At 55.3% G+C, this 18,802-nt stretch carries 22 protein-coding genes; 15 read left to right on the top strand and 7 right to left on the bottom strand.

Annotation, left to right across the window (positions count from 1 at the left end; all coding sequences use genetic code 11):
- The first annotated feature begins 152 nt into the window (after nucleotides 1-152).
- A complete protein-coding gene (locus IB212_RS02140; RefSeq protein WP_041911485.1) occupies nucleotides 153-1,775 on the top strand; it encodes an isovaleryl-CoA dehydrogenase in 1,623 nt (540 codons plus the stop codon).
- On the opposite strand, the gene IB212_RS02145 is transcribed toward IB212_RS02140, so the two are convergent.
- The 3 genes from IB212_RS02145 to bsmA form a co-directional block, all read right to left on the bottom strand.
- Nucleotides 1,772-3,703 (bottom strand): methyl-accepting chemotaxis protein, encoded by a 1,932-nt coding sequence (locus tag IB212_RS02145; RefSeq protein ID WP_041911484.1) that lies wholly within the window; start codon nucleotides 3,701-3,703, stop codon nucleotides 1,772-1,774. The genes IB212_RS02140 and IB212_RS02145 overlap by 4 nt on opposite strands.
- 171 nt (nucleotides 3,704-3,874) lie before the next feature.
- Nucleotides 3,875-4,162, bottom strand: a complete 288-nt coding sequence (gene yjfN, locus IB212_RS02150) for a DUF1471 family protease activator YjfN (RefSeq protein WP_032644956.1) — start codon at nucleotides 4,160-4,162, stop codon at nucleotides 3,875-3,877.
- Between the two features lie 136 nt (nucleotides 4,163-4,298).
- Nucleotides 4,299-4,628 (bottom strand): biofilm peroxide resistance protein BsmA, encoded by a 330-nt coding sequence (bsmA, locus tag IB212_RS02155; RefSeq protein WP_071993758.1) that lies wholly within the window; start codon nucleotides 4,626-4,628, stop codon nucleotides 4,299-4,301.
- A 137-nt stretch (nucleotides 4,629-4,765) separates the two neighbouring features.
- On the opposite strand from bsmA, the gene yjfP reads away from it, so the two are divergent.
- Nucleotides 4,766-5,488, top strand: a complete 723-nt coding sequence (gene yjfP, locus IB212_RS02160) for an esterase (protein WP_041911482.1) — start codon at nucleotides 4,766-4,768, stop codon at nucleotides 5,486-5,488.
- Here the strand turns inward: yjfP and ulaR are convergent.
- Together ulaR and ulaG are read right to left on the bottom strand one after the other, a co-directional pair.
- Nucleotides 5,485-6,240, bottom strand: a complete 756-nt coding sequence (gene ulaR / locus IB212_RS02165; RefSeq protein WP_041911481.1) for an HTH-type transcriptional regulator UlaR — start codon at nucleotides 6,238-6,240, stop codon at nucleotides 5,485-5,487. The genes yjfP and ulaR overlap by 4 nt on opposite strands.
- A gap of 110 nt (nucleotides 6,241-6,350) precedes the next feature.
- The gene (gene ulaG, locus IB212_RS02170) at nucleotides 6,351-7,415 is read right to left on the bottom strand and encodes an L-ascorbate 6-phosphate lactonase (RefSeq protein ID WP_006810379.1); all 1,065 of its coding nucleotides are present in this window, start codon (nucleotides 7,413-7,415) and stop codon (nucleotides 6,351-6,353) included.
- Nucleotides 7,416-7,773: 358 nt separating this feature from the next.
- Here ulaG and ulaA point away from each other — a divergent pair, with 358 nt between their 5' ends.
- Genes ulaA through IB212_RS02200 form a run of 6 tightly spaced genes read left to right on the top strand, consistent with a single transcriptional unit; the run spans nucleotide 7,774 to nucleotide 12,181 of the window.
- Complete coding sequence (ulaA, locus tag IB212_RS02175) at nucleotides 7,774-9,174, top strand: PTS ascorbate transporter subunit IIC (protein WP_041911480.1); 1,401 nt, start codon at nucleotides 7,774-7,776, stop codon at nucleotides 9,172-9,174.
- Nucleotides 9,175-9,186: 12 nt separating this feature from the next.
- The gene (ulaB, locus tag IB212_RS02180; protein ID WP_003856022.1) at nucleotides 9,187-9,492 is read left to right on the top strand and encodes a PTS ascorbate transporter subunit IIB; all 306 of its coding nucleotides are present in this window, start codon (nucleotides 9,187-9,189) and stop codon (nucleotides 9,490-9,492) included.
- 9 nt (nucleotides 9,493-9,501) lie between these two features.
- On the top strand, nucleotides 9,502-9,969 hold the full coding sequence (ulaC, locus tag IB212_RS02185) for a PTS ascorbate transporter subunit IIA (RefSeq protein WP_041911479.1): 468 nt from the start codon (nucleotides 9,502-9,504) through the stop codon (nucleotides 9,967-9,969).
- Nucleotides 9,970-9,981: 12 nt separating this feature from the next.
- The gene (gene ulaD, locus IB212_RS02190) at nucleotides 9,982-10,632 is read left to right on the top strand and encodes a 3-keto-L-gulonate-6-phosphate decarboxylase UlaD (RefSeq protein ID WP_023334265.1); all 651 of its coding nucleotides are present in this window, start codon (nucleotides 9,982-9,984) and stop codon (nucleotides 10,630-10,632) included.
- 9 nt (nucleotides 10,633-10,641) lie between these two features.
- Complete coding sequence (locus IB212_RS02195; protein ID WP_041911478.1) at nucleotides 10,642-11,502, top strand: L-ribulose-5-phosphate 3-epimerase; 861 nt, start codon at nucleotides 10,642-10,644, stop codon at nucleotides 11,500-11,502.
- Nucleotides 11,495-12,181 (top strand): L-ribulose-5-phosphate 4-epimerase, encoded by a 687-nt coding sequence (locus tag IB212_RS02200; RefSeq protein ID WP_041911477.1) that lies wholly within the window; start codon nucleotides 11,495-11,497, stop codon nucleotides 12,179-12,181. The genes IB212_RS02195 and IB212_RS02200 overlap by 8 nt, the downstream gene beginning before the upstream one ends.
- Before the next feature lie 139 nt (nucleotides 12,182-12,320).
- On the opposite strand, the gene yjfY is transcribed toward IB212_RS02200, so the two are convergent.
- The gene (gene yjfY / locus IB212_RS02205) at nucleotides 12,321-12,596 is read right to left on the bottom strand and encodes a DUF1471 family protein YjfY (RefSeq protein WP_041911476.1); all 276 of its coding nucleotides are present in this window, start codon (nucleotides 12,594-12,596) and stop codon (nucleotides 12,321-12,323) included.
- Between the two features lie 340 nt (nucleotides 12,597-12,936).
- Here yjfY and rpsF point away from each other — a divergent pair, with 340 nt between their 5' ends.
- The 5 genes from rpsF to IB212_RS02230 all read left to right on the top strand — a co-directional run bounded on the left by rpsF (nucleotide 12,937) and on the right by IB212_RS02230 (nucleotide 15,458).
- The gene (gene rpsF / locus IB212_RS02210; protein ID WP_014068637.1) at nucleotides 12,937-13,332 is read left to right on the top strand and encodes a 30S ribosomal protein S6; all 396 of its coding nucleotides are present in this window, start codon (nucleotides 12,937-12,939) and stop codon (nucleotides 13,330-13,332) included.
- A gap of 6 nt (nucleotides 13,333-13,338) precedes the next feature.
- The gene (gene priB / locus IB212_RS02215) at nucleotides 13,339-13,653 is read left to right on the top strand and encodes a primosomal replication protein N (RefSeq protein ID WP_028015270.1); all 315 of its coding nucleotides are present in this window, start codon (nucleotides 13,339-13,341) and stop codon (nucleotides 13,651-13,653) included.
- 4 nt (nucleotides 13,654-13,657) lie between these two features.
- Nucleotides 13,658-13,885, top strand: coding sequence for a 30S ribosomal protein S18 (gene rpsR, locus IB212_RS02220; RefSeq protein ID WP_000135199.1), 228 nt, complete (start codon nucleotides 13,658-13,660; stop codon nucleotides 13,883-13,885).
- Nucleotides 13,886-13,926: 41 nt separating this feature from the next.
- Nucleotides 13,927-14,376, top strand: coding sequence for a 50S ribosomal protein L9 (gene rplI / locus IB212_RS02225; RefSeq protein WP_006810372.1), 450 nt, complete (start codon nucleotides 13,927-13,929; stop codon nucleotides 14,374-14,376).
- A 152-nt stretch (nucleotides 14,377-14,528) separates the two neighbouring features.
- Complete coding sequence (locus IB212_RS02230) at nucleotides 14,529-15,458, top strand: DMT family transporter (RefSeq protein WP_041911475.1); 930 nt, start codon at nucleotides 14,529-14,531, stop codon at nucleotides 15,456-15,458.
- Between the two features lie 46 nt (nucleotides 15,459-15,504).
- On the opposite strand, the gene IB212_RS02235 is transcribed toward IB212_RS02230, so the two are convergent.
- The gene (locus IB212_RS02235; RefSeq protein ID WP_028015272.1) at nucleotides 15,505-16,143 is read right to left on the bottom strand and encodes an OapA family protein; all 639 of its coding nucleotides are present in this window, start codon (nucleotides 16,141-16,143) and stop codon (nucleotides 15,505-15,507) included.
- A gap of 233 nt (nucleotides 16,144-16,376) precedes the next feature.
- Here IB212_RS02235 and fklB point away from each other — a divergent pair, with 233 nt between their 5' ends.
- Together fklB and cycA are read left to right on the top strand one after the other, a co-directional pair.
- Complete coding sequence (gene fklB / locus IB212_RS02240; protein ID WP_008502892.1) at nucleotides 16,377-16,997, top strand: FKBP-type peptidyl-prolyl cis-trans isomerase; 621 nt, start codon at nucleotides 16,377-16,379, stop codon at nucleotides 16,995-16,997.
- Between the two features lie 312 nt (nucleotides 16,998-17,309).
- The gene (cycA, locus tag IB212_RS02245) at nucleotides 17,310-18,719 is read left to right on the top strand and encodes a D-serine/D-alanine/glycine transporter (protein WP_041911474.1); all 1,410 of its coding nucleotides are present in this window, start codon (nucleotides 17,310-17,312) and stop codon (nucleotides 18,717-18,719) included.
- The last annotated feature ends 83 nt before the right edge of the window (nucleotides 18,720-18,802 follow it).

The raw sequence follows: 18,802 nt of genomic DNA on the forward strand, positions 1-18,802 counted from the left end.
TAAGCTGAGTAATGAAATAGTTTATTCTTATGTTCTGTGAGCTATTTCACGAATGATATCAGCGGGATCGCCATCGTGTGACCTCACTCCCATGCAGCGTTCATACGGTCTGTCCATACTTACCTTCATTGCCACTGAAGGAGGGAGACAGCATGCACTGGCAGACCCATACCGTTTTTAATCAACCAGCCCCACTCTCTAACAGCAACCTTTTCCTCTCTGACTGCGCCCTGCGCGACGCGGTTGCGCGCGAGGGTGCCGAGTGGGATATGGATCTTCTTGCCAGCATTGGACAGCAGTTAGGCACGGCGGAGTCGCTGGAGCTGGGCAGGCTGGCGAACGTGAATCCGCCGGAGCTATTACGCTACGACCCCACGGGAGAGCGGCTGGATGACGTCCGCTTTCATCCGGCATGGCACCTGCTGATGCAGGGGCTCTGCGCTAACCGGGTACATAATCTGGCATGGGAGGAAGAGGCACGAAAAGGTTCTTTCGTCGCCAGGGCCGCGCGCTTCGTGCTCCATGCTCAGGTAGAAGCGGGGACGTTATGCCCGGTGACCATGACCTTCGCCGCCACGCCGCTGTTGCAGCAGTCGCTGCCCAAACCGTTTCATGAATGGTTAACGCCGCTGATGAGCGACCGTTACGATCCCCATCTCGCGCCGGGTGGGCAAAAGCGCGGCCTGCTGATCGGCATGGGAATGACGGAAAAGCAGGGCGGCTCGGACGTGCTCAGCAATACCACCAGAGCAGAAAAATGCAGCGACGGCAGCTACCGACTGGTGGGCCACAAGTGGTTTTTCTCCGTGCCACAGAGCGATGCGCATCTGGTGCTGGCGCAGGCGAAAGGCGGTTTGTCCTGCTTCTTTGTCCCGCGTTTCTTACCCGACGGACAGCGCAATGCCGTACGGCTGGAACGTCTGAAAGACAAGCTCGGCAACCGCTCGAACGCCAGCAGCGAGGCGGAGTTCCTCGATGCCTCTGGCTGGCTGCTGGGTGAAGAGGGAGAAGGCGTGCGGCAAATCCTGAAGATGGGCGGGCTGACGCGCTTCGACTGCGCGCTGGGCAGCCACGGGCTAATGCGCCGGGCGCTTTCCGTGGCGCTGTACCACGCCCATCAGCGTCAGACCTTCGGCAAAAATCTTATCGATCAGCCGCTAATGCGTGAAGTGCTAAGCCGTATGGCGCTGGTGCTGGAGGGGCACACGGCGCTGCTGTTCCGTCTGGCCCGGGCGTGGGATAACCGCACCGACCCGCAGGAGGCCGCCTGGGCGCGGCTTTTTACCCCGGCCGCAAAATTCAGCGTGTGCAAAGCGGGCATTCCGTTCGTGGCGGAGGCGATGGAGGCACTCGGCGGCGTCGGGTACTGCGAGGAGAATGAACTTCCACGCCTGTATCGTGAGATGCCGGTGAACAGCATCTGGGAAGGATCGGGCAATATCATGTGCCTGGACGTGCTGCGTGTGCTGGCGAAGCAGTCAGGTATCCACGACCTGCTTGCCGACGAGTTTGCCCAGGTCAAAGGACAGGACAGACACTTTGACCGCAGCTGGCGGCAGCTTCAGCAAAAGCTGCGTAAACCGCAGGAGGCGCAGGGGAGGGAGATCGCTCAGCAGCTCTTTTTGCTGGGGGCCGGCAGCCAGATGCTGCGGCACGCATCGCCGCCCGTGGCGCAGGCGTGGTGCCGCATGATGCTGGATACCCGTGGCGGTACGCTCATGAATGAGCAGGTGCAAAGCGATCTGCTGCTGCGCGCCACGGGCAGGGTTGGCTAGCGTTTAAGCTGGAACAGGCTGACCAGTTGGGTAAGGTGTGACCCTTTCTCGCGCAGCGTGCGTGCGGTTTGCTCGCTGCGTGAGATGCGATCGGCATTGATATGCGACGCTTCGCCAATGTGGGTCATGGCAAGATTGACCTGGCCGATCCCCGCGGACTGCTCGCGTGACGCGTGGTTAATCTCCGTGACCAGCTGGCTGATGTTGTCGATATGAACGATGATGGAATCCATCGCCAGACGCGTCTGTTCAGACAGCGCGTGGCCTTCGCCCACTTTTCGCAGGGTATCGCCAATCAGATGTTCAATCTCCTTCACCGCGTTGGCGCTTCGACCTGCCAGGGCGCGAACTTCCTGCGCGACCACAGCAAAACCTTTTCCATGCTCGCCTGCGCGTGCCGCTTCTACCGCCGCATTCAGCGCCAGAATATTAGTCTGGAACGCGATGGACTCGATCACGCGGGTGATGTCTTCGATACGTTTTGACGCTTCGCGAATGTCGTCCATGGTGGCAACCGCATGGGTCACCGTTTCACCACCCTGATGAACCGCGCGCGAGGTTTCACCTACCAGCTGCTGCGTTTGCTCCATGTTGGCGGCATTTTGCTGCACGGTCGCGGCCAGTTGCTCCATGCTGGCGGAGGTCTCTTCAACGCTGCTGGCCTGCTTGTTGATCTGCTCGGAGATGTCTCCGGTATCGGAGGCCAGCGCATTGGTGCCCAGATGGATCTCGCCCGCGGCCTCGCGGACCTGCAGGACAATTTTTTGTAGCCCATCGCCGATACCGTTAATGGCTTCAACCAGCTGGCCAACCTCATCCTGGCGGGTCACGGGCAGGCTAGAGCGTAAATCGCCCGCGGCATACTGGCGGGCAAGGTCAATCACGTTACGCAGCGGACGGGTCAGCATCCGGCGAATAAGCACCACAAACAGGCCCGCGAAGAGGACAGACAACGCTACGCCGGCCAGCAGGAAACGGTCGCGCATGGCGTTAACGCTTGAGAGCAGGACTGATTTATCCACTTCACCGACGATGGTCCAGTTCCAGCCGGGCAGCGGCGTATAGGCCATTTTCAGCGTGCGACCGTCGTCGCTTACGCGTTCCAGCGTGCCTGAGGAATCGCTCAACAGCTGCTGTTGGGTGGCGCTATCCCACTTCGGCAGTTTTCCCTCTTCGCTGGCGTGGAACAGATACTGACCGCGCGTTTTGCCGTTGCTGCGGTCCAGCACGAAGAAGTGCCCGCTCTCGCCCAGGCGGCGGTTGAGGATTTTCTCGCGCATGACATTCCAGGAGTGAGTGATATCCACCCCAACGAAGATGATCCCGATAACCTGACCTTCACTGTTCTTCACGGGCTGGTACTGGGTTATGTAGCGCTTGCCAAACAGGAGCGCCAGGCCGCGGTACACCTCGCCTTTCTTGACGGAGGCAAACGCCGGGCTGCTCGTGTCCAGAACCGTCCCCATAGCGCGATCGCCATTCTCTTTGCGCAGGGAGGTGGCAACGCGAATGAAGTCGTTACCGCTGCGAACAAACAGCGTTGAGATCGCTCCCGTACGGCTCAGAAAATCATCAGAAAACGTTGTATTTTCATGGAGTTCAGCGTCGCCCCCTTTCAGCAGGGGAACGGCGAGCCCGTTTATGGTCCGGGTCTGCTGAGTATCGACGCTAAACGGCTGAGGCAGAAATGTCGTAAACAGTCTGGTGTAGCTTTCGACTTCTTCGCTCAGGCTGGTATTAAACATCTGCACCATGTCGACCATACCGGTGGACTGATTATGCAGATCTTCTACCGCGAGGGCTTCAAGCTGCTGGCTGGCTTTTTGGCTGAGCAGGAAAGTGAAAAGCAGAAACAGCGTGGCGACACTGACGCCCGTCAGCAGCGACAGCTTTGTTCCAAGGCCCGCACGGCGGAAAACATTGATCATAAATTGCTCATCATTGAAAAGGTATGGTTCTTCAACGGCAGAGCGGAGATTACGTTTACTAAATTAATGTAACAAAATGTTATTTTATTGTTTTATGGTGGTTTTAAATTAGATAAAAAATTTGCAAAAACGAAAAGCCACTAAAAATAAGTGGCTTTTATCAGGAAGGATTTATACGTAGAGAATGGCCTGTACCCGCCACTGGTCGATATGGTTATCTTCCTGCATCTGGATGATGCGATACCATGACGCGCCCTGTTCATCGGCCTTTAATGCCACGATACGTTCAACGTCTTGCGGGCTCCCCGGAATGTTATTGACGGAGATCTGGCCTATTTCATTCAGACCTGTTACGCAATCCGCACTGGCGAATTCTGCTGACTGCGCGGTGGTGCTCACCAGGCCTGCAGAGAGCAACAGAGAGGTCAAAGCAAGAGTTCGTTTCATCGTCAGCTCCATTTCACATATTTCCGGTATCCGCCGGGCAATCCTTCGCGAATAAACTCCCATTCCTTGTCGCTGGCATGGAGTTTATTGTGGACAGGAAAATGTCTATGGACGCAAAGCAGTGTAAATGTCGTTCAAAGGTAAACCATTATTTCCGGTACAAAATGGCTTGTGAATACCACTGTCCCGTTATGATGGTTTCGTCGATCATAATAATGACGTAATAATCTGCTTTGGCAGCGACGGCTTGTGCCTTTATTGCGTCTTCTGCGTCATCCGGCGAACCGCGAACGAGCGCGGAGACGGTGCCCATTCGCTGTAATCCTTCCGTCTGATTACGACGAATCTCCTGCGGATGATCGGCAACCGGGGGAGTGGGTTGCGGTGTACCCTGCAGTGCGCTACAGCCGCTGAGCAGAAACACCAGCAATAAAGCAGCAAACCTGTGCATAACCATATCTCGTTTCCTGTTAGCCATAGTGTAGTTGTCTGCGAATTTAGTTTTGGGGGAATGTTCCCGAAGTGTTATCTGGGACGTAATTTTCGAATGAAAATAGCGTCAAACCGTAATCCAGTTCTCAACATTATGAATCATTCATTCGTACAGGGTCGACAATGATTGAAATTGAAATACGCCATCTCGGCGACCATGAAATTTTACACGCTGTGCCGGCAGGGAAACGTGATAAATCGCTGCCTGTTGTGGTTTTTTATCATGGGTTTACCTCATCGAAACTGGTTTACAGTTATTTTGCAGTGGCGCTGGCTCAGGCAGGTTTTCGCGTGGTAATGCCGGATGCGCCTGACCACGGCGCGCGCTTTACGGGCAATGAGCGGGCGCGACTGGGGCAGTTCTGGCACATTCTGCACGGCAGTCTGACCGAGTTTGCCGGGTTGCGCGATGCGCTCTATGAGGCAGGGCTGGTGGCCGATAATCGGCTGGCGGTGGCCGGGGCGTCGATGGGCGGCATGACGGCGCTGGGAATTATGACGCATCATCCTGACGTGCGGTCTGTCGCCTGTCTGATGGGCTCGGGCTATTTTACCTCGCTGGCGAAGACGCTTTTCCCCCCTCAGGATTTAACGGAAATTACGCCGATGCTGGCAGAGTGGGAAGTGACCCGGGCATTGCCGCGCCTGGCCGATCGCCCGCTGCTGCTATGGCATGGTGATGCGGACGATGTTGTCCCGCCCGATGGAACCTTCCGCCTGCAGCAGGCGTTAAAGAATGAAGGACTGGACGCTAATCTGACCTGTTTATGGGAGTCAGGCGTCCGCCACCGCATCACGCCAGCGGCGCTTGACGCCACGGTGGCGTTTTTCCGCAAGCATCTTTAAACGTGCAGGACTTTCACTCCTTGATCTTCCAGCTTCTGGAGGATCTCGGGGTTCGCCCCTTTGCCGGTGATCACCATGTCGATCTGTTCTGCGCGGCTGAACAGCATGCCTGCGCGTTCACCGACTTTGCTGCTGTCGACCAGCACAACGAGCTTGCCCACCACGTTGAGCATGTTTTGTTCCGCCATCGCGGTCAGCATATCGGTTTTATACAGGCCGTCAGCGGTCAGGCCTTTGCCGCTGGTAAACATCCAGTGCCCGGCGTAGAGACTGTTTTCGCTGTCCTGCGGGCTGAGCGTGATGGACTGGCTTTTGTTGTACTGGCCGCCCATGATCACCACGCTTTCATGTTCCTGATCGATCAGGTAGTTAGCCAGCGGCAAATAGTTGGTAATGATTTGCACCGGCTTGCCGCACATTTCACGGCCCAGCAAAAACGCCGTGGAGCCGCAGTTGATAACGACGCTCTCACCGGGGTTCACCAGCTGCGACGCCGCTCTGGCAATCCGTACTTTTTCATCGTGATTCTGCGCCTGATGAATATTCATCGGCGACCAGCGTGGACGCTGCTGGCTGATGGCTTCTGCGCCGTTGCGGACTTTTTTCAGCTTGCCGCTCTCATCCAGCTTGTTGATGTCTCGCCGCGCGGTGGCGGGGGAGATCCCTAAACGTTCGATCACTTTCTCGACGGTGATAAACCCTGTTTGCGCCAGGAGTTCCAGTAAAATTTGATGCCGTTGCGCTTCCGTCATGAGCTATTCCGATAAGAATTGATTTGAAAAGATGATATTTGAAATAGCGTGAAATTACTAAAATAAATATGAAATCGCCAGACACAGGGTCTGGCGATGTGGCCTCACAATCAGAGGAAGGATTTAAACGGGAGATCCGGCTCAATGGTGAAGCAATCATCGAAGCCGCGCGGGTAGTGATACTCGAGATTGTCTTTGTCCAGCGGCCAGGTGAACTTGCCGCCTACCTGCCAGATAAAGGGCTTGAAGCCGTACTTCAGGCGGTCTTTTTTCATCTCCCACAGCACGCGGATTTCCTGCGGGTCGGCCTGGAAGTTTGACCAGATATCGTGGTGGAACGGGATCACTACTTTGGTGTTGAGCGCTTCCGCCATGCGCAGCATATCGGCGCTGGTCATTTTGTCCGTAATACCGCGCGGGTTTTCCCCGTACGAGCCCAGCGCCACGTCAATCTGATGTTCGTTGCCGTGCTTCGCGTAATAGTTGGAGTAGTGGGAATCACCGCTGTGATACAGGGAGCCGCCCGGCGTCTTGAACAGGTAATTCACCGCACGCTCGTCCATGCCATCTGGCAGTACCCCAGCAGCCTTCTGGTCGGCCGGCAGGGTAATCAGCGCGGTACGGTCAAAGGCATCCAGCGCGTGGATTTCAATGTCTTTAATTTTCACCACGTCGCCAGGCTTCATCACGATGCAGCGCTCTTTAGGCACGCCCCAGCCAATCCAGAGATCTACGCAGGTTTGCGGCCCGATAAACGGTACGTCGTCCGCGCAGTTTTGCATCACCGCTGCCGCCACGTTCACGTCGATATGGTCGTTGTGATCGTGAGTAGAAAGCACGGCATCGATCTGGCGAATGGCAAAAGGATCAAGCACAAACGGCGTGGTGCGCAGGTTCGGCTGGAGCTTTTCCACGCCGGCCATGCGCTGCATCTGGTGGCCTTTTTTCATCAGCGGGTTACCGTGGCTCTGTTTGCCGGTGCCGCACCAGAAATCGACGCAGATATTGGCGCCGCCTTCAGATTTCAGCCAGATACCGGTGCAGCCCAGCCACCACATTGCAAACGTGCCAGGAGCAACCTGTTCCTGCTCGATCTCTTCGTTCAGCCAGCTACCCCACTCCGGAAAGGTGCTCAGAATCCATGATTCACGGGTAATGGTTTTCACTTTACTCATCGTTTTGACTCCTGGTTTAATCAAAAGTAATCACATTGTGATTCGTTATGATTTATGCTGGCACTATTTGACGTGCTTTGCAATGGTGAAAATGCGGAATTTTATCTGCGCGACTTCACGGACTCTCCACTCTTTACTTGTTAGACTATCCTGCATTAAACATTAATTTGATGAATTATAAGGATTAATTTATTTTTGTGATGCGGTAGTGAAAATCATTACTAACAGCATGGAAATAAATTGCGTGATGCGTCACAAATAATCAAATGCAATCTTGTGGTGATTATTTGTGATTAATAGAGTGATGGCACCAACCGCACAGGGATTGCCCCTCGTGTTCTCATTTCTGGAGAGAGTTATGGAGATCCTCTACAACGTCTTTACCGTTTTCTTTAATCAGGTAATGACCAACGCCCCGCTGTTGCTGGGTATCGTGACGTGCCTGGGGTACATCCTGCTGCGCAAAAGCGTCAGCGTGATTATTAAAGGCACCATCAAAACCATTATCGGTTTCATGCTGTTGCAGGCGGGGTCAGGCATTCTGACCAGCACGTTTAAGCCGGTCGTCGCCAAAATGTCGGAAGTGTATGGCATCAACGGCGCTATCTCTGATACCTACGCCTCAATGATGGCGACCATCGATCGCATGGGTGATGCCTATAGCTGGGTGGGGTATGCGGTGCTGCTCGCGCTGGCGCTGAACATCATTTACGTGCTCCTGCGCCGCATTACCGGCATTCGCACCATCATGCTCACCGGGCACATCATGTTCCAGCAGGCGGGGCTGATCGCGGTTTCTCTCTATATCTTCGGTTACTCCATGTGGACCACGATTATCTGCACCGCGGTGCTGGTCTCGCTCTACTGGGGTATCACCTCCAACATGATGTACAAGCCAACCCAGGAAGTGACTGACGGCTGTGGCTTCTCCATCGGCCACCAACAGCAGTTCGCCTCCTGGATTGCCTATAAAGTTGCGCCGTACCTGGGCAAAAAAGAGGAGAGTGTCGAAGACCTTAAGCTGCCTGGCTGGTTGAATATCTTCCACGATAACATCGTCTCTACCGCGATCGTGATGACCATCTTCTTCGGCGCCATTCTGCTCTCTTTCGGCATTGACGTCGTGCAGGCGATGGCGGGTAAAACCCACTGGACGGTCTATATCCTGCAGACCGGTTTCTCCTTCGCGGTAGCGATTTTCATCATCACTCAGGGCGTGCGTATGTTCGTCGCCGAGCTGTCGGAAGCCTTTAACGGCATCTCTCAGCGCCTGATCCCTGGTGCGGTACTGGCGATTGACTGTGCGGCTATCTATAGCTTTGCGCCAAACGCCGTCGTCTGGGGCTTTATGTGGGGCACCATCGGCCAGCTGATTGCGGTGGGCATCCTGGTGGGCTGCGGCTCCTCAATCCTGATCATTCCTGGCTTTATCCCGATGTTCTTCTCCAACGCCACCATTGGTGTGTTTGCTAACCACTTCGGCGGCTGGCGCGCGGCGCTCAAGATCTGCCTGGTGATGGGCATGGTGGAAATCTTCGGTTGCGTGTGGGCGGTCAAGCTCACCGGTATGAGCGCCTGGATGGGCATGGCGGACTGGTCAATTCTGGCCCCACCGATGATGCAGGGCTTTGCCTCCGTCGGTCTGGCCTTTATGGCCGTCATCATCCTGATTGCTCTGGCTTATATGTTCTTCGCTGGCCGTTCGCTGCGAGCTGAAGAAGATGCGGAAAAACAAACAGCAGAAGTGTCTGCTCATTAAGGAGTTTCGATTATGACCGTACGTATCCTGGCTGTGTGTGGCAATGGGCAAGGTAGCTCCATGATCATGAAGATGAAAGTGGACCAGTTTTTGACCCAGTCAAACATCGACCACACGGTGAACAGCTGCGCAGTGGGTGAATACAAAAGTGAACTGAACGGCGCGGACATCATCATCGCCTCCACGCACATTGCCGGCGAGATTAGCGTGTCGGGCAATAAATACGTGGTAGGCGTACGTAACATGCTGTCGCCTGCGGATTTCGGGCCAAAGCTGCTGGAAGTGATCAAAGAACACTTCCCACAAGACGTGAAGTAAGGATGCCACATGAAACTACGTGATTCGCTGGCAGAGAATAACTCCATCCTTTTACAGGCCGAAGCCAGCACCTGGCAGGAAGCGGTGAAGCTCAGTGTGGATCTGCTGGTTAAAGCGGACGTTGTCGAGCCGCGCTATTACCAGGCCATTCTGGATGGCGTGGCGCAGCACGGCCCCTATTTCGTGATTGCGCCGGGCCTGGCCATGCCGCACGGCCGCCCGGAAGAGGGCGTCAAGAAAACCGGTTTTGCGCTGGTGACCCTGAAAACGCCGCTGGTGTTCAACCACGAAGATAACGACCCGGTCGACATTCTCATCACCATGGCGGCCGTTGATGCCAACACCCACCAGGAGGTGGGCATCATGCAGATCGTCAATCTGTTTGATGACGAAGCCAATTTTGACCGTTTACGCGCCTGCCGCACCGCGCAGGAAGTGCTGGATTTAATTGATAACGCCACTGCGGCGGCCGTTTAAGAGGAATTGAACATGTCATTACCAATGTTGCAAGTTGCGCTGGATAACCAGACGCTGTCTCACGCTTACGAAACCACCCGCCTGATTGCGGAAGAGGTGGATATCATCGAAGTGGGGACCATTCTGTGCGTGGGCGAAGGCGTGCGCGCCGTTCGTGACCTGAAAGCGCTCTATCCGCACAAAATCGTGCTGGCGGATGCCAAGATTGCTGACGCAGGCAAAATCCTTTCCCGCATGTGCTTTGAAGCCAACGCCGACTGGGTCACCGTGATCTGCTGTGCGGATATCAACACCGCCAAAGGCGCGCTGGACGTGGCAAAAGAGTTTAACGGCGACGTGCAGATTGAACTGACCGGCTTCTGGACCTGGGAACAGGCGCAGGAGTGGCGCGATGCGGGCATCCAGCAGGTGGTGTATCACCGCAGCCGCGATGCGCAAGCCGCAGGCGTGGCGTGGGGCGAAGCGGATATCAGCGCGATTAAGCGTCTGGCGGATATGGGCTTCAAAGTCACCGTCACCGGTGGCCTGGCGCTGGAAGATCTGCCGCTGTTCCAGGGCATCCCTATTCACGTCTTTATCGCTGGCCGCAGCATTCGCGACGCGGCATCTCCGGTGGAAGCGGCGCGTCAGTTCAAACGCTCAATCGCTCAGCTTTGGGGTTAAGGAGCGGGTATGTTGTCAAAACTGGTCCCGCTTGGCATCTATGAAAAGGCACTCCCTGCAGGGGAGTGCTGGCTGGAGCGGTTACGGCTGGCAAAACAGCTGGGTTTCGATTTTGTCGAAATGTCCGTGGATGAGACGGATGAGCGCCTTTCTCGCCTGGACTGGCGTCGCGAGCAGCGCCTGGCGCTGGTGAGCGCCATTGCCGAAACCGGCGTACGCGTGCCGTCCATGTGTCTGAGCGCCCACCGCCGTTTCCCGCTCGGCAGTGAAGACGATGCCGTGCGCGCTGAAGGGCTGGAGATCATGCGCAAAGCCATTCGTTTTGCGCAGGATGTCGGCATCCGTGTGATCCAGCTGGCGGGTTACGACGTTTACTATCAGGAAGCCAACGACGAAACGCGCCGTCGTTTCCGTGACGGCCTGAAAGAGAGCGTTGAGATGGCAAGCCGCGCGCAGGTCACGCTGGCGATGGAGATCATGGACTACCCGTTGATGAACTCCATCAGCAAGGCGCTGGGCTATGCACACTATCTGAATAACCCCTGGTTCCAGCTTTATCCGGATATTGGCAATCTGTCGGCCTGGGATAACGACGTGCAGATGGAGCTGCAGGCGGGCATCGGGCATATCGTGGCGGTGCACGTCAAAGATACCCGCCCTGGCGTGTTTAAAAACGTACCGTTCGGCACCGGGGTGGTGGATTTCGAACGGTGCTTCGAGACGCTCAAACAGACAGGGTATTGCGGCCCTTATCTGATTGAGATGTGGAGCGAAACGTCAGACGATCCGGCTGCGGAAGTGGCAAAAGCGCGGGACTGGGTGCGCGAGCGTATGGCGCGCGCGGGGTTACTGGAGGCTGAACATGCTTAAGCTGAAACAGCAGGTCTTTGAGGCCAATATGGATCTGCCGCGCTATGGCCTGGTAACGTTCACCTGGGGCAACGTGAGCGCCATCGACCGTGAACAAGGTCTGGTGGTGATCAAGCCGAGCGGCGTGGCGTATGAAACCATGAAAGCGGACGATATGGTGGTGGTCGACCTCGAAGGAAACGTCGTTGAGGGCAAATGGCGTCCTTCTTCTGATACGGCGACCCATCTGGCGCTGTACCAGCGTTATCCATCGCTGGGTGGCGTTGTGCATACCCACTCCACGCACGCCACCGCCTGGGCACAGGCGGGGCTGGCGATTCCGGCGCTGGGAACAACGCATGCGGACTACTTCTTTGGCGACATCCCCTGCACGCGCGCATTAACGCAGGCTGAAGTGGAAGGCGAATACGAGCTCAACACCGGGAAGGTCATCATCGAAACGTTGGGTGAAAGCGAACCGCTGCATACGCCGGGGATTGTGGTGTATCAGCACGGTCCGTTCTCCTGGGGTAAAGATGCTCACGACGCGGTACATAATGCTGTCGTGATGGAGGAGGTAGCTAAAATGGCGTGGATTGCCCGCGACATTAATCCACAGCTTCAGGGCATTGACGATTACCTGATGAACAAGCATTTCATGCGCAAGCACGGCCCGAATGCCTACTACGGGCAGAAGTGAATAAGTGCTCTGGAATACCGAAAAACAGTTGTAACCGGTGGTATTCCGGAGCCATTCACAAAAAAAGCCCCCGGACAGGGGGCAACGTCAACTATGGCTATGTTCTCGTTGTTGGCTTTCCTGGTGCTAGCGTTAAGGGTTACCGGTAGATATCTGCACTGGCGTGCATATTGCCGTTGCTGCCGGGCTCACGGGTTAACATCACGTGGTAATAGGTTGCGCCCTGGGCATCGGTCTCTTCATTTAGTGCCCGATCTGCTTCGCTTTCAGTGGCGAAATTATGATTGATATAGATTACGCCTAAGCTATGCACATCATCCATGTTTCTGGCCTGCCGGCCGTCTATTTTGATGGCTGCCATCGCGTTTGCACTGAGCAAAAGCGCCGCCATTATGGCTACTGCGATTTTTTTCATGATATGCGCTCCACGACTGCGTGCTGTGTGAGGGGAATACTCCTTCTTTAATTCAGCTGATCTCTGATTAAAGTGTAATCATTCCTCCGGCGGGGATGCGTGACCATTTCTGATGCAGTTGTTCAAAAAAACAACGCTTCCTGATGCGATTAATTTTAAATCACCCACTTAGACCAGCTTTACGCTTTGTGCGAATTATTTGTTCAATCAGCTTGAGTTTCCTGGGGGGGGCAAGTATTATGACGCGTCAATTTTTCAGCCGACCTTTAACACGTTCCTTGCCTCCCCGGGCCTCGGCTGACCCAGACAGGAGGCTGAATAATCCGTAAGGAGCAATTCGATGCGTCATTACGAAATCGTTTTTATGGTCCATCCTGACCAGAGCGAACAGGTTCCGGGTATGATCGAGCGTTACTCTGCTGCCATCACTGGTGCAGAAGGTACGATCCACCGTCTGGAAGACTGGGGCCGCCGTCAGCTGGCTTACCCGATCAACAAACTGCACAAAGCACACTACGTTCTGATGAACGTTGAAGCGCCGCAGGAAGTGATCGATGAGCTGGAAACTACCTTCCGCTTCAACGATGCCGTTATCCGCAGCATGGTTATGCGTACCAAAAACGCAGTTACCGAAGCATCTCCGATGGTTAAAGCGAAAGACGAGCGCCGTGAGCGTCGCGATGATTTCGCAAACGAAACCGCAGATGATTCTGATGCTGGGGATTCTGAAGAGTAATTTCTGATGACCAACCGTCTGGCGTTGTCCGGCATCGTATGCAGGGCTCCCCTTCGAAAGGTCAGTCCATCAGGAATTCCGCATTGCCAGTTCGTGCTTGAGCATCGTTCTGTGCAAGAGGAAGCCGGGTTTCACCGGCAGGCGTGGTGCCAAATGCCCGTTATTATTAGCGGACACGAAAACCAGGCCATTACTCACAGTTTAACGGTCGGTAGCGCAGTAATCGTTCAGGGGTTCATCTCTTGCCACAAGGCAAAGAACGGCCTGAGCAAAATGGTTCTGCATGCCGAGCAGATTGATTTGATAGATACTGGAGACTAGCCATATGGCACGTTATTTCCGTCGTCGCAAGTTCTGCCGTTTCACCGCGGAAGGCGTTCAAGAGATCGACTATAAAGATATCGCAACGCTGAAAAACTACATCACCGAAAGCGGTAAGATTGTCCCAAGCCGTATCACCGGTACTCGTGCAAAATATCAGCGTCAGCTGGCTCGCGCTATCAAACGCGCTCGCTACCTGTCCCTGCTGCCGTACACTGATCGTCATCAGTAATCGGGCACGGTCCATTAATACGACTTTAAGAGGATAAGGTAATGCAAGTTATTCTGCTTGATAAAGTAGCAAACCTGGGCAGCCTGGGTGATCAGGTTAACGTTAAAGCGGGCTACGCTCGTAACTTCCTGGTTCCACAGGGTAAAGCTGTTCCAGCTACTAAGAAAAACGTAGAGTTTTTCGAAGCACGTCGCGCTGAACTGGAAGCCAAACTGGCTGACGTTCTGGCGGCTGCTAACGCTCGCGCTGAAGCAATCAACGCACTGGGCACTGTTACCATCGCTTCCAAAGCTGGCGACGAAGGTAAACTGTTCGGTTCCATCGGTACCCGCGATATCGCTGATGCAGTTACTGCAGCAGGCGTTAAAGTGGCTAAGAGCGAAGTTCGCATGCCGAACGGCGTTCTGCGTACCACTGGTGAGCACGAAGTTGACTTCCAGGTTCACAGCGAAGTGTTCGCTAAACTGGTTGTTAACGTAGTAGCTGAGTAATTTTTTACTCTGCTCGCGTCGAAGCGCCGGCCTTGTGCCGGCGTTTTGCTATTTAAAGCTACCGGAAATTCTCTTTTTATCTCGTATGGTAGCTATTCCTGACGCATTCTCTGATAATAAATTGAAACGCAATTTTATTTATGAGATTTGTCATGGATACCGCTCTGCCCACGCCCGTCTTTGCCCGTCGACATGTGGCCTACGCCTGCGCCACGCTCTGCTGCCTGCTTTGGGGGAGCTCGTACCCGGCCATTAAAAATGGCTACGAACTCTTTCAGATCGCGACCGATGATATTCCGTCCAAAGTCGTTTTTGCCGGATACCGTTTTCTGTTTGCCGGTGCCTTGCTGCTGCTGTTTGCGCTGGCCCAGCGCAAACCGATTGGCAGGCTCACACCCGCGCAGTTTGGCCAGCTCACGATCCTCGGGCTGACCCAGACCACCATTCAGTACACATTCTTCTATATAGGACTGGCCTACACGACGGGGGTAAACGGCTCAATCATGAACGCCACCGGGACTTTCTTCAGCGTACTGCTGGCGCACTTTATCTACCACAATGACAAACTCAGCTATAACAAAACGCTGGGCTGTATTCTTGGGTTTGCCGGGGTGATGCTGGTGAATTTTCACAGTGGGTTGAGCGATTTCCAGTTTATCTGGAAAGGCGACGGCTTTGTGGTGCTGGCGGCTTTTATTCTCTCTGCCGCCACGCTTTACGGGAAACGTATTTCCCAGACCGTCGACCCAACGGTGATGACCGGCTGGCAGCTGGCGATAGGCGGGACTGCGCTGGTTGCGGGAGGTTATGCCACGGGCGGAACGCTGGAAGTGCACAGCATGAAGGCCGTTGCGGTGCTGGGGTATCTGACGCTGCTCTCATCGGTGGCGTTCGCCCTGTGGAGCGCGCTGCTGAAAGTGAACCGGGTAAGCATGATTGCTCCGTTCAACTTTGTCATTCCTGTTGCAGGGACGGTGCTTTCCGCCATTTTCCTCGGCGAAAACATTCTGGATATCAAATACGCGATTGCGCTGGTGCTGGTCTGCTCGGGGATCTGGTGGGTGAATAAACGGAGTGCCTGAGAACAAAAGTGCCGGGTGGCGGCTTCGCCTTACCCGGCATACGCCATTAACGTGCTCTGATGAAACTGCCGTCCGGCTGGCGGGTAAACAGCACCTGCTGCCCATTTCCGGTATCAATGGTCAGCCCGGTGACCACCCCGCTGGCGTTCTGGCGAATCTGCACCATCTGGCCGTTCTGTAAGTTACTCAGCGGTTTACCTGCGCCTTCCACTTTTGCCATGGCATACACGTCGGTCGGCGGCAGGTTGTGGTCGCGGAAAAGCTGTGCCAGGGTTTTGCCCGGCTCCACGCGATAGGAACGCCACTGCTGCTCGATGCCGGTCGGCTGCTGGGTTTGCGGCTCAGACGGCGCTGCGGCCTGCTCCTGTTCATCCTGAACGGGTTCGGGTTCAACAGGCGCGACCTGACCCGGATCGTTAGACGGGGTTACCAGCTGCGTCTGCATCGGCTGCGCGTCAGGCTGCGGCCGCGTTTGCGACTGAAGATCCAGCTGCGCATTGCGGGTGACCGGCGCGGTATCAACATCATCACCGCCGGAAGGAAGCAGGAAGCCCACGATCACCATCAGCGCACCAATGATGATCCCCCTGCGGTGCAGAGGAGGCAGCGGGTCCATAATGCGAAAATTGTCCGGCGCCTGCCAGATTTTCGCCAGGGTAGGTTTCAGTTCAAATCGCCCGGGCATGGCTCTCCTCCTGCTCCGCGTCTTTTATATCCTGTGCTTCGAAGTATAGTTCGCTAACTGCCTGAACGACGTAGCAAACCGGACATCCGTGACATCAGTTCGGGATTAATCCTGGTTGTCTCTATTGTTTCTGTTTCGTCGCGGTTTGTCACCTTAACTTCAGACAAAGTTTTACCCATAAGGGCATGGCTGATATGCTGCCCGCTACTTTAAATGTGATGGAAGGAAAACCCATGACCACCCCGACTTTTGACACTATCGAAGCGCAGGCAAGTTACGGTATCGGCTTGCAGGTAGGACAGCAGCTGAGCGAATCCGGCCTGGAAGGTCTGTTACCTGAAGCGCTGGTGGCGGGTATCGCTGATGCGCTGGAAGGCAAACAGCCTGCCGTTCCGGTTGACGTTGTGCATCGTGCGCTGCGTGAAATCCACGAACGTGCTGACGCCGTGCGTCGCGCGCGCTTCGAAGAGATGGCAGCCGAAGGCGTGAAATATCTGGAAGAGAACCGCGAGCGCGAAGGCGTGAACAGCACCGAATCCGGCCTGCAGTTCCGCGTGATCAACCAGGGCGACGGCGCTATCCCGGCGCGTACCGACCACGTTCGCGTGCACTATACCGGTAAGCTGATCGACGGTACCGTGTTCGACAGCTCCGTGGCGCGCGGCGAACCGGCTGAGTTCCCGGTCAACGGCGTTATCGCGGGCTGGATCGAAGCCCTGACCCTGATGCCAGTGGGTTCCAAATGGGAACTGACCATCCCGCACAACCTGGCTTACGGCGAGCGTGGCGCTGGCGCGTCCATCCCGCCATTCAGCACCCTGGTCTTTGAAGTCGAGCTGCTGGAAATCCTGTAATCGACTTTTCTTATTTCCTCTCTCCGCCCGGGGAGAGGAAAATAGTGATAAAACCCATAGTTACGACGGAATTAACATTTTATCTTGCAAACGAAACTGTTGCGTGTATTTTTGTGAGCTGTTTCGCGCTGTATGAGTGATATGACACTCACTTTCAACATATTATTAACATAATATCTAAATCATAGTATTCATCCCGCCGATTCTTACCTAATATCGATAAACCCTTACGAAGGGACCGTCATTTATTTGACGTTTTTAAAGGCCAGAAGAGCCTTAACAACACAGACAGGCATAAACAGGAAAAATTACATGGTAGATCAGGTCAAAGTCGCCGCTGCAGAAGAGGCGACGTCTGAACAGTCGCTACGGCGCAATCTCACAAACCGTCATATACAGCTTATCGCCATCGGTGGTGCCATCGGCACCGGGCTGTTTATGGGGTCGGGCAAAACCATCAGTCTTGCCGGGCCGTCGATCATCTTCGTTTATATGATCATCGGTTTTATGCTCTTCTTCGTGATGCGCGCAATGGGTGAATTGCTGCTCTCGAACCTCGAATACAAATCCTTCAGCGACTTCGCGTCGGACCTGCTCGGCCCGTGGGCGGGCTACTTTACCGGCTGGACCTACTGGTTCTGCTGGGTGGTCACCGGCATGGCGGACGTCGTGGCGATTACCGCTTATGCGCAGTTCTGGTTCCCGGGGCTGTCGGACTGGGTCGCCTCGCTGGCGGTGATTATTCTGCTGCTGAGCCTCAACCTCGCCACCGTGAAAATGTTCGGTGAGATGGAGTTCTGGTTCGCGATGATCAAGATTGTCGCTATCGTGGGGCTGATTGTGGTGGGCCTGGTGATGGTCCTGACGCACTTCCAGTCGCCAACGGGCGTTCAGGCGTCCTTCACCCATCTGTGGAATGACGGCGGCTGGTTCCCGAAAGGCATCAGCGGCTTCTTTGCGGGCTTCCAGATTGCGGTGTTTGCGTTTGTGGGGATTGAGCTTGTCGGAACGACCGCTGCGGAAACCAAAGATCCGGAGAAGTCCCTGCCGCGCGCCATCAACTCCATACCGGTGCGTATCATCATGTTCTACGTCTTCGCGCTGATCATCATCATGTCCGTGACGCCGTGGAGCTCCGTGGTGCCCAGCAAGAGCCCGTTCGTTGAGCTGTTCGTGCTGGTAGGGCTGCCTGCTGCGGCGAGCCTGATTAACTTCGTGGTGCTGACCTCTGCGGCCTCTTCCGCGAACAGCGGCGTGTTCTCAACCAGCCGTATGCTGTTTGGTCTGGCGCAGGAGGGCGTGGCGCCGAGCGCCTTTGCGAAACTCTCTAAACGTGCGGTACCGGCGAAAGGGCTGACCTTCTCCTGCATGTGCCTGCTGGGTGGTGTGGTGATGCTCTACGTGAACCCAAGCGTAATTGGCGCGTTTACCATGATCACCACCGTGTCGGCGATCCTGTTCATGTTCGTCTGGACCATTATCCTGTGCTCGTACCTGGTGTACCGCAAACAGCGTCCGCACCTGCATGAGAAGTCGATCTACAAGATGCCGTTGGGCAAGCTGATGTGCTGGGTGTGCATGGCGTTCTTCGTGTTCGTGCTGGTGCTGCTGACGCTCGAAGATGACACCCGTCAGGCGCTGATCGTCACGCCGCTGTGGTTTATCGCGCTGGGGCTGGGCTGGCTGTTTATCGGTAAGAAACGTATGGCAGGCATGCGTTAAGCATGCTGCCGGGTGGCGCTGACGCTTACCCGGCCTATGTTCGAGGACGTTGTAGGCCCGGTAAGCGCTAGCGCCACCGGGCT

This window comes from Enterobacter sp. E12 (assembly GCF_014596715.2).
GTDB lineage: Bacteria > Pseudomonadota > Gammaproteobacteria > Enterobacterales > Enterobacteriaceae > Enterobacter > Enterobacter bugandensis.

Coding starts and splice junctions, on each gene's coding strand:
- IB212_RS02140 (WP_041911485.1), top strand. CDS start 153: ATGCACTGGCAGACCCATACCGTTTTTAATCAACCAGCCCCACTCTCT.
- IB212_RS02145 (WP_041911484.1), bottom strand. CDS start 3,703: ATGATCAATGTTTTCCGCCGTGCGGGCCTTGGAACAAAGCTGTCGCTG.
- yjfN (WP_032644956.1), bottom strand. CDS start 4,162: ATGGAGCTGACGATGAAACGAACTCTTGCTTTGACCTCTCTGTTGCTC.
- bsmA (WP_071993758.1), bottom strand. CDS start 4,628: ATGGCTAACAGGAAACGAGATATGGTTATGCACAGGTTTGCTGCTTTA.
- yjfP (WP_041911482.1), top strand. CDS start 4,766: ATGATTGAAATTGAAATACGCCATCTCGGCGACCATGAAATTTTACAC.
- ulaR (WP_041911481.1), bottom strand. CDS start 6,240: ATGACGGAAGCGCAACGGCATCAAATTTTACTGGAACTCCTGGCGCAA.
- ulaG (WP_006810379.1), bottom strand. CDS start 7,415: ATGAGTAAAGTGAAAACCATTACCCGTGAATCATGGATTCTGAGCACC.
- ulaA (WP_041911480.1), top strand. CDS start 7,774: ATGGAGATCCTCTACAACGTCTTTACCGTTTTCTTTAATCAGGTAATG.
- ulaB (WP_003856022.1), top strand. CDS start 9,187: ATGACCGTACGTATCCTGGCTGTGTGTGGCAATGGGCAAGGTAGCTCC.
- ulaC (WP_041911479.1), top strand. CDS start 9,502: ATGAAACTACGTGATTCGCTGGCAGAGAATAACTCCATCCTTTTACAG.
- ulaD (WP_023334265.1), top strand. CDS start 9,982: ATGTCATTACCAATGTTGCAAGTTGCGCTGGATAACCAGACGCTGTCT.
- IB212_RS02195 (WP_041911478.1), top strand. CDS start 10,642: ATGTTGTCAAAACTGGTCCCGCTTGGCATCTATGAAAAGGCACTCCCT.
- IB212_RS02200 (WP_041911477.1), top strand. CDS start 11,495: ATGCTTAAGCTGAAACAGCAGGTCTTTGAGGCCAATATGGATCTGCCG.
- yjfY (WP_041911476.1), bottom strand. CDS start 12,596: ATGAAAAAAATCGCAGTAGCCATAATGGCGGCGCTTTTGCTCAGTGCA.
- rpsF (WP_014068637.1), top strand. CDS start 12,937: ATGCGTCATTACGAAATCGTTTTTATGGTCCATCCTGACCAGAGCGAA.
- priB (WP_028015270.1), top strand. CDS start 13,339: ATGACCAACCGTCTGGCGTTGTCCGGCATCGTATGCAGGGCTCCCCTT.
- rpsR (WP_000135199.1), top strand. CDS start 13,658: ATGGCACGTTATTTCCGTCGTCGCAAGTTCTGCCGTTTCACCGCGGAA.
- rplI (WP_006810372.1), top strand. CDS start 13,927: ATGCAAGTTATTCTGCTTGATAAAGTAGCAAACCTGGGCAGCCTGGGT.
- IB212_RS02230 (WP_041911475.1), top strand. CDS start 14,529: ATGGATACCGCTCTGCCCACGCCCGTCTTTGCCCGTCGACATGTGGCC.
- IB212_RS02235 (WP_028015272.1), bottom strand. CDS start 16,143: ATGCCCGGGCGATTTGAACTGAAACCTACCCTGGCGAAAATCTGGCAG.
- fklB (WP_008502892.1), top strand. CDS start 16,377: ATGACCACCCCGACTTTTGACACTATCGAAGCGCAGGCAAGTTACGGT.
- cycA (WP_041911474.1), top strand. CDS start 17,310: ATGGTAGATCAGGTCAAAGTCGCCGCTGCAGAAGAGGCGACGTCTGAA.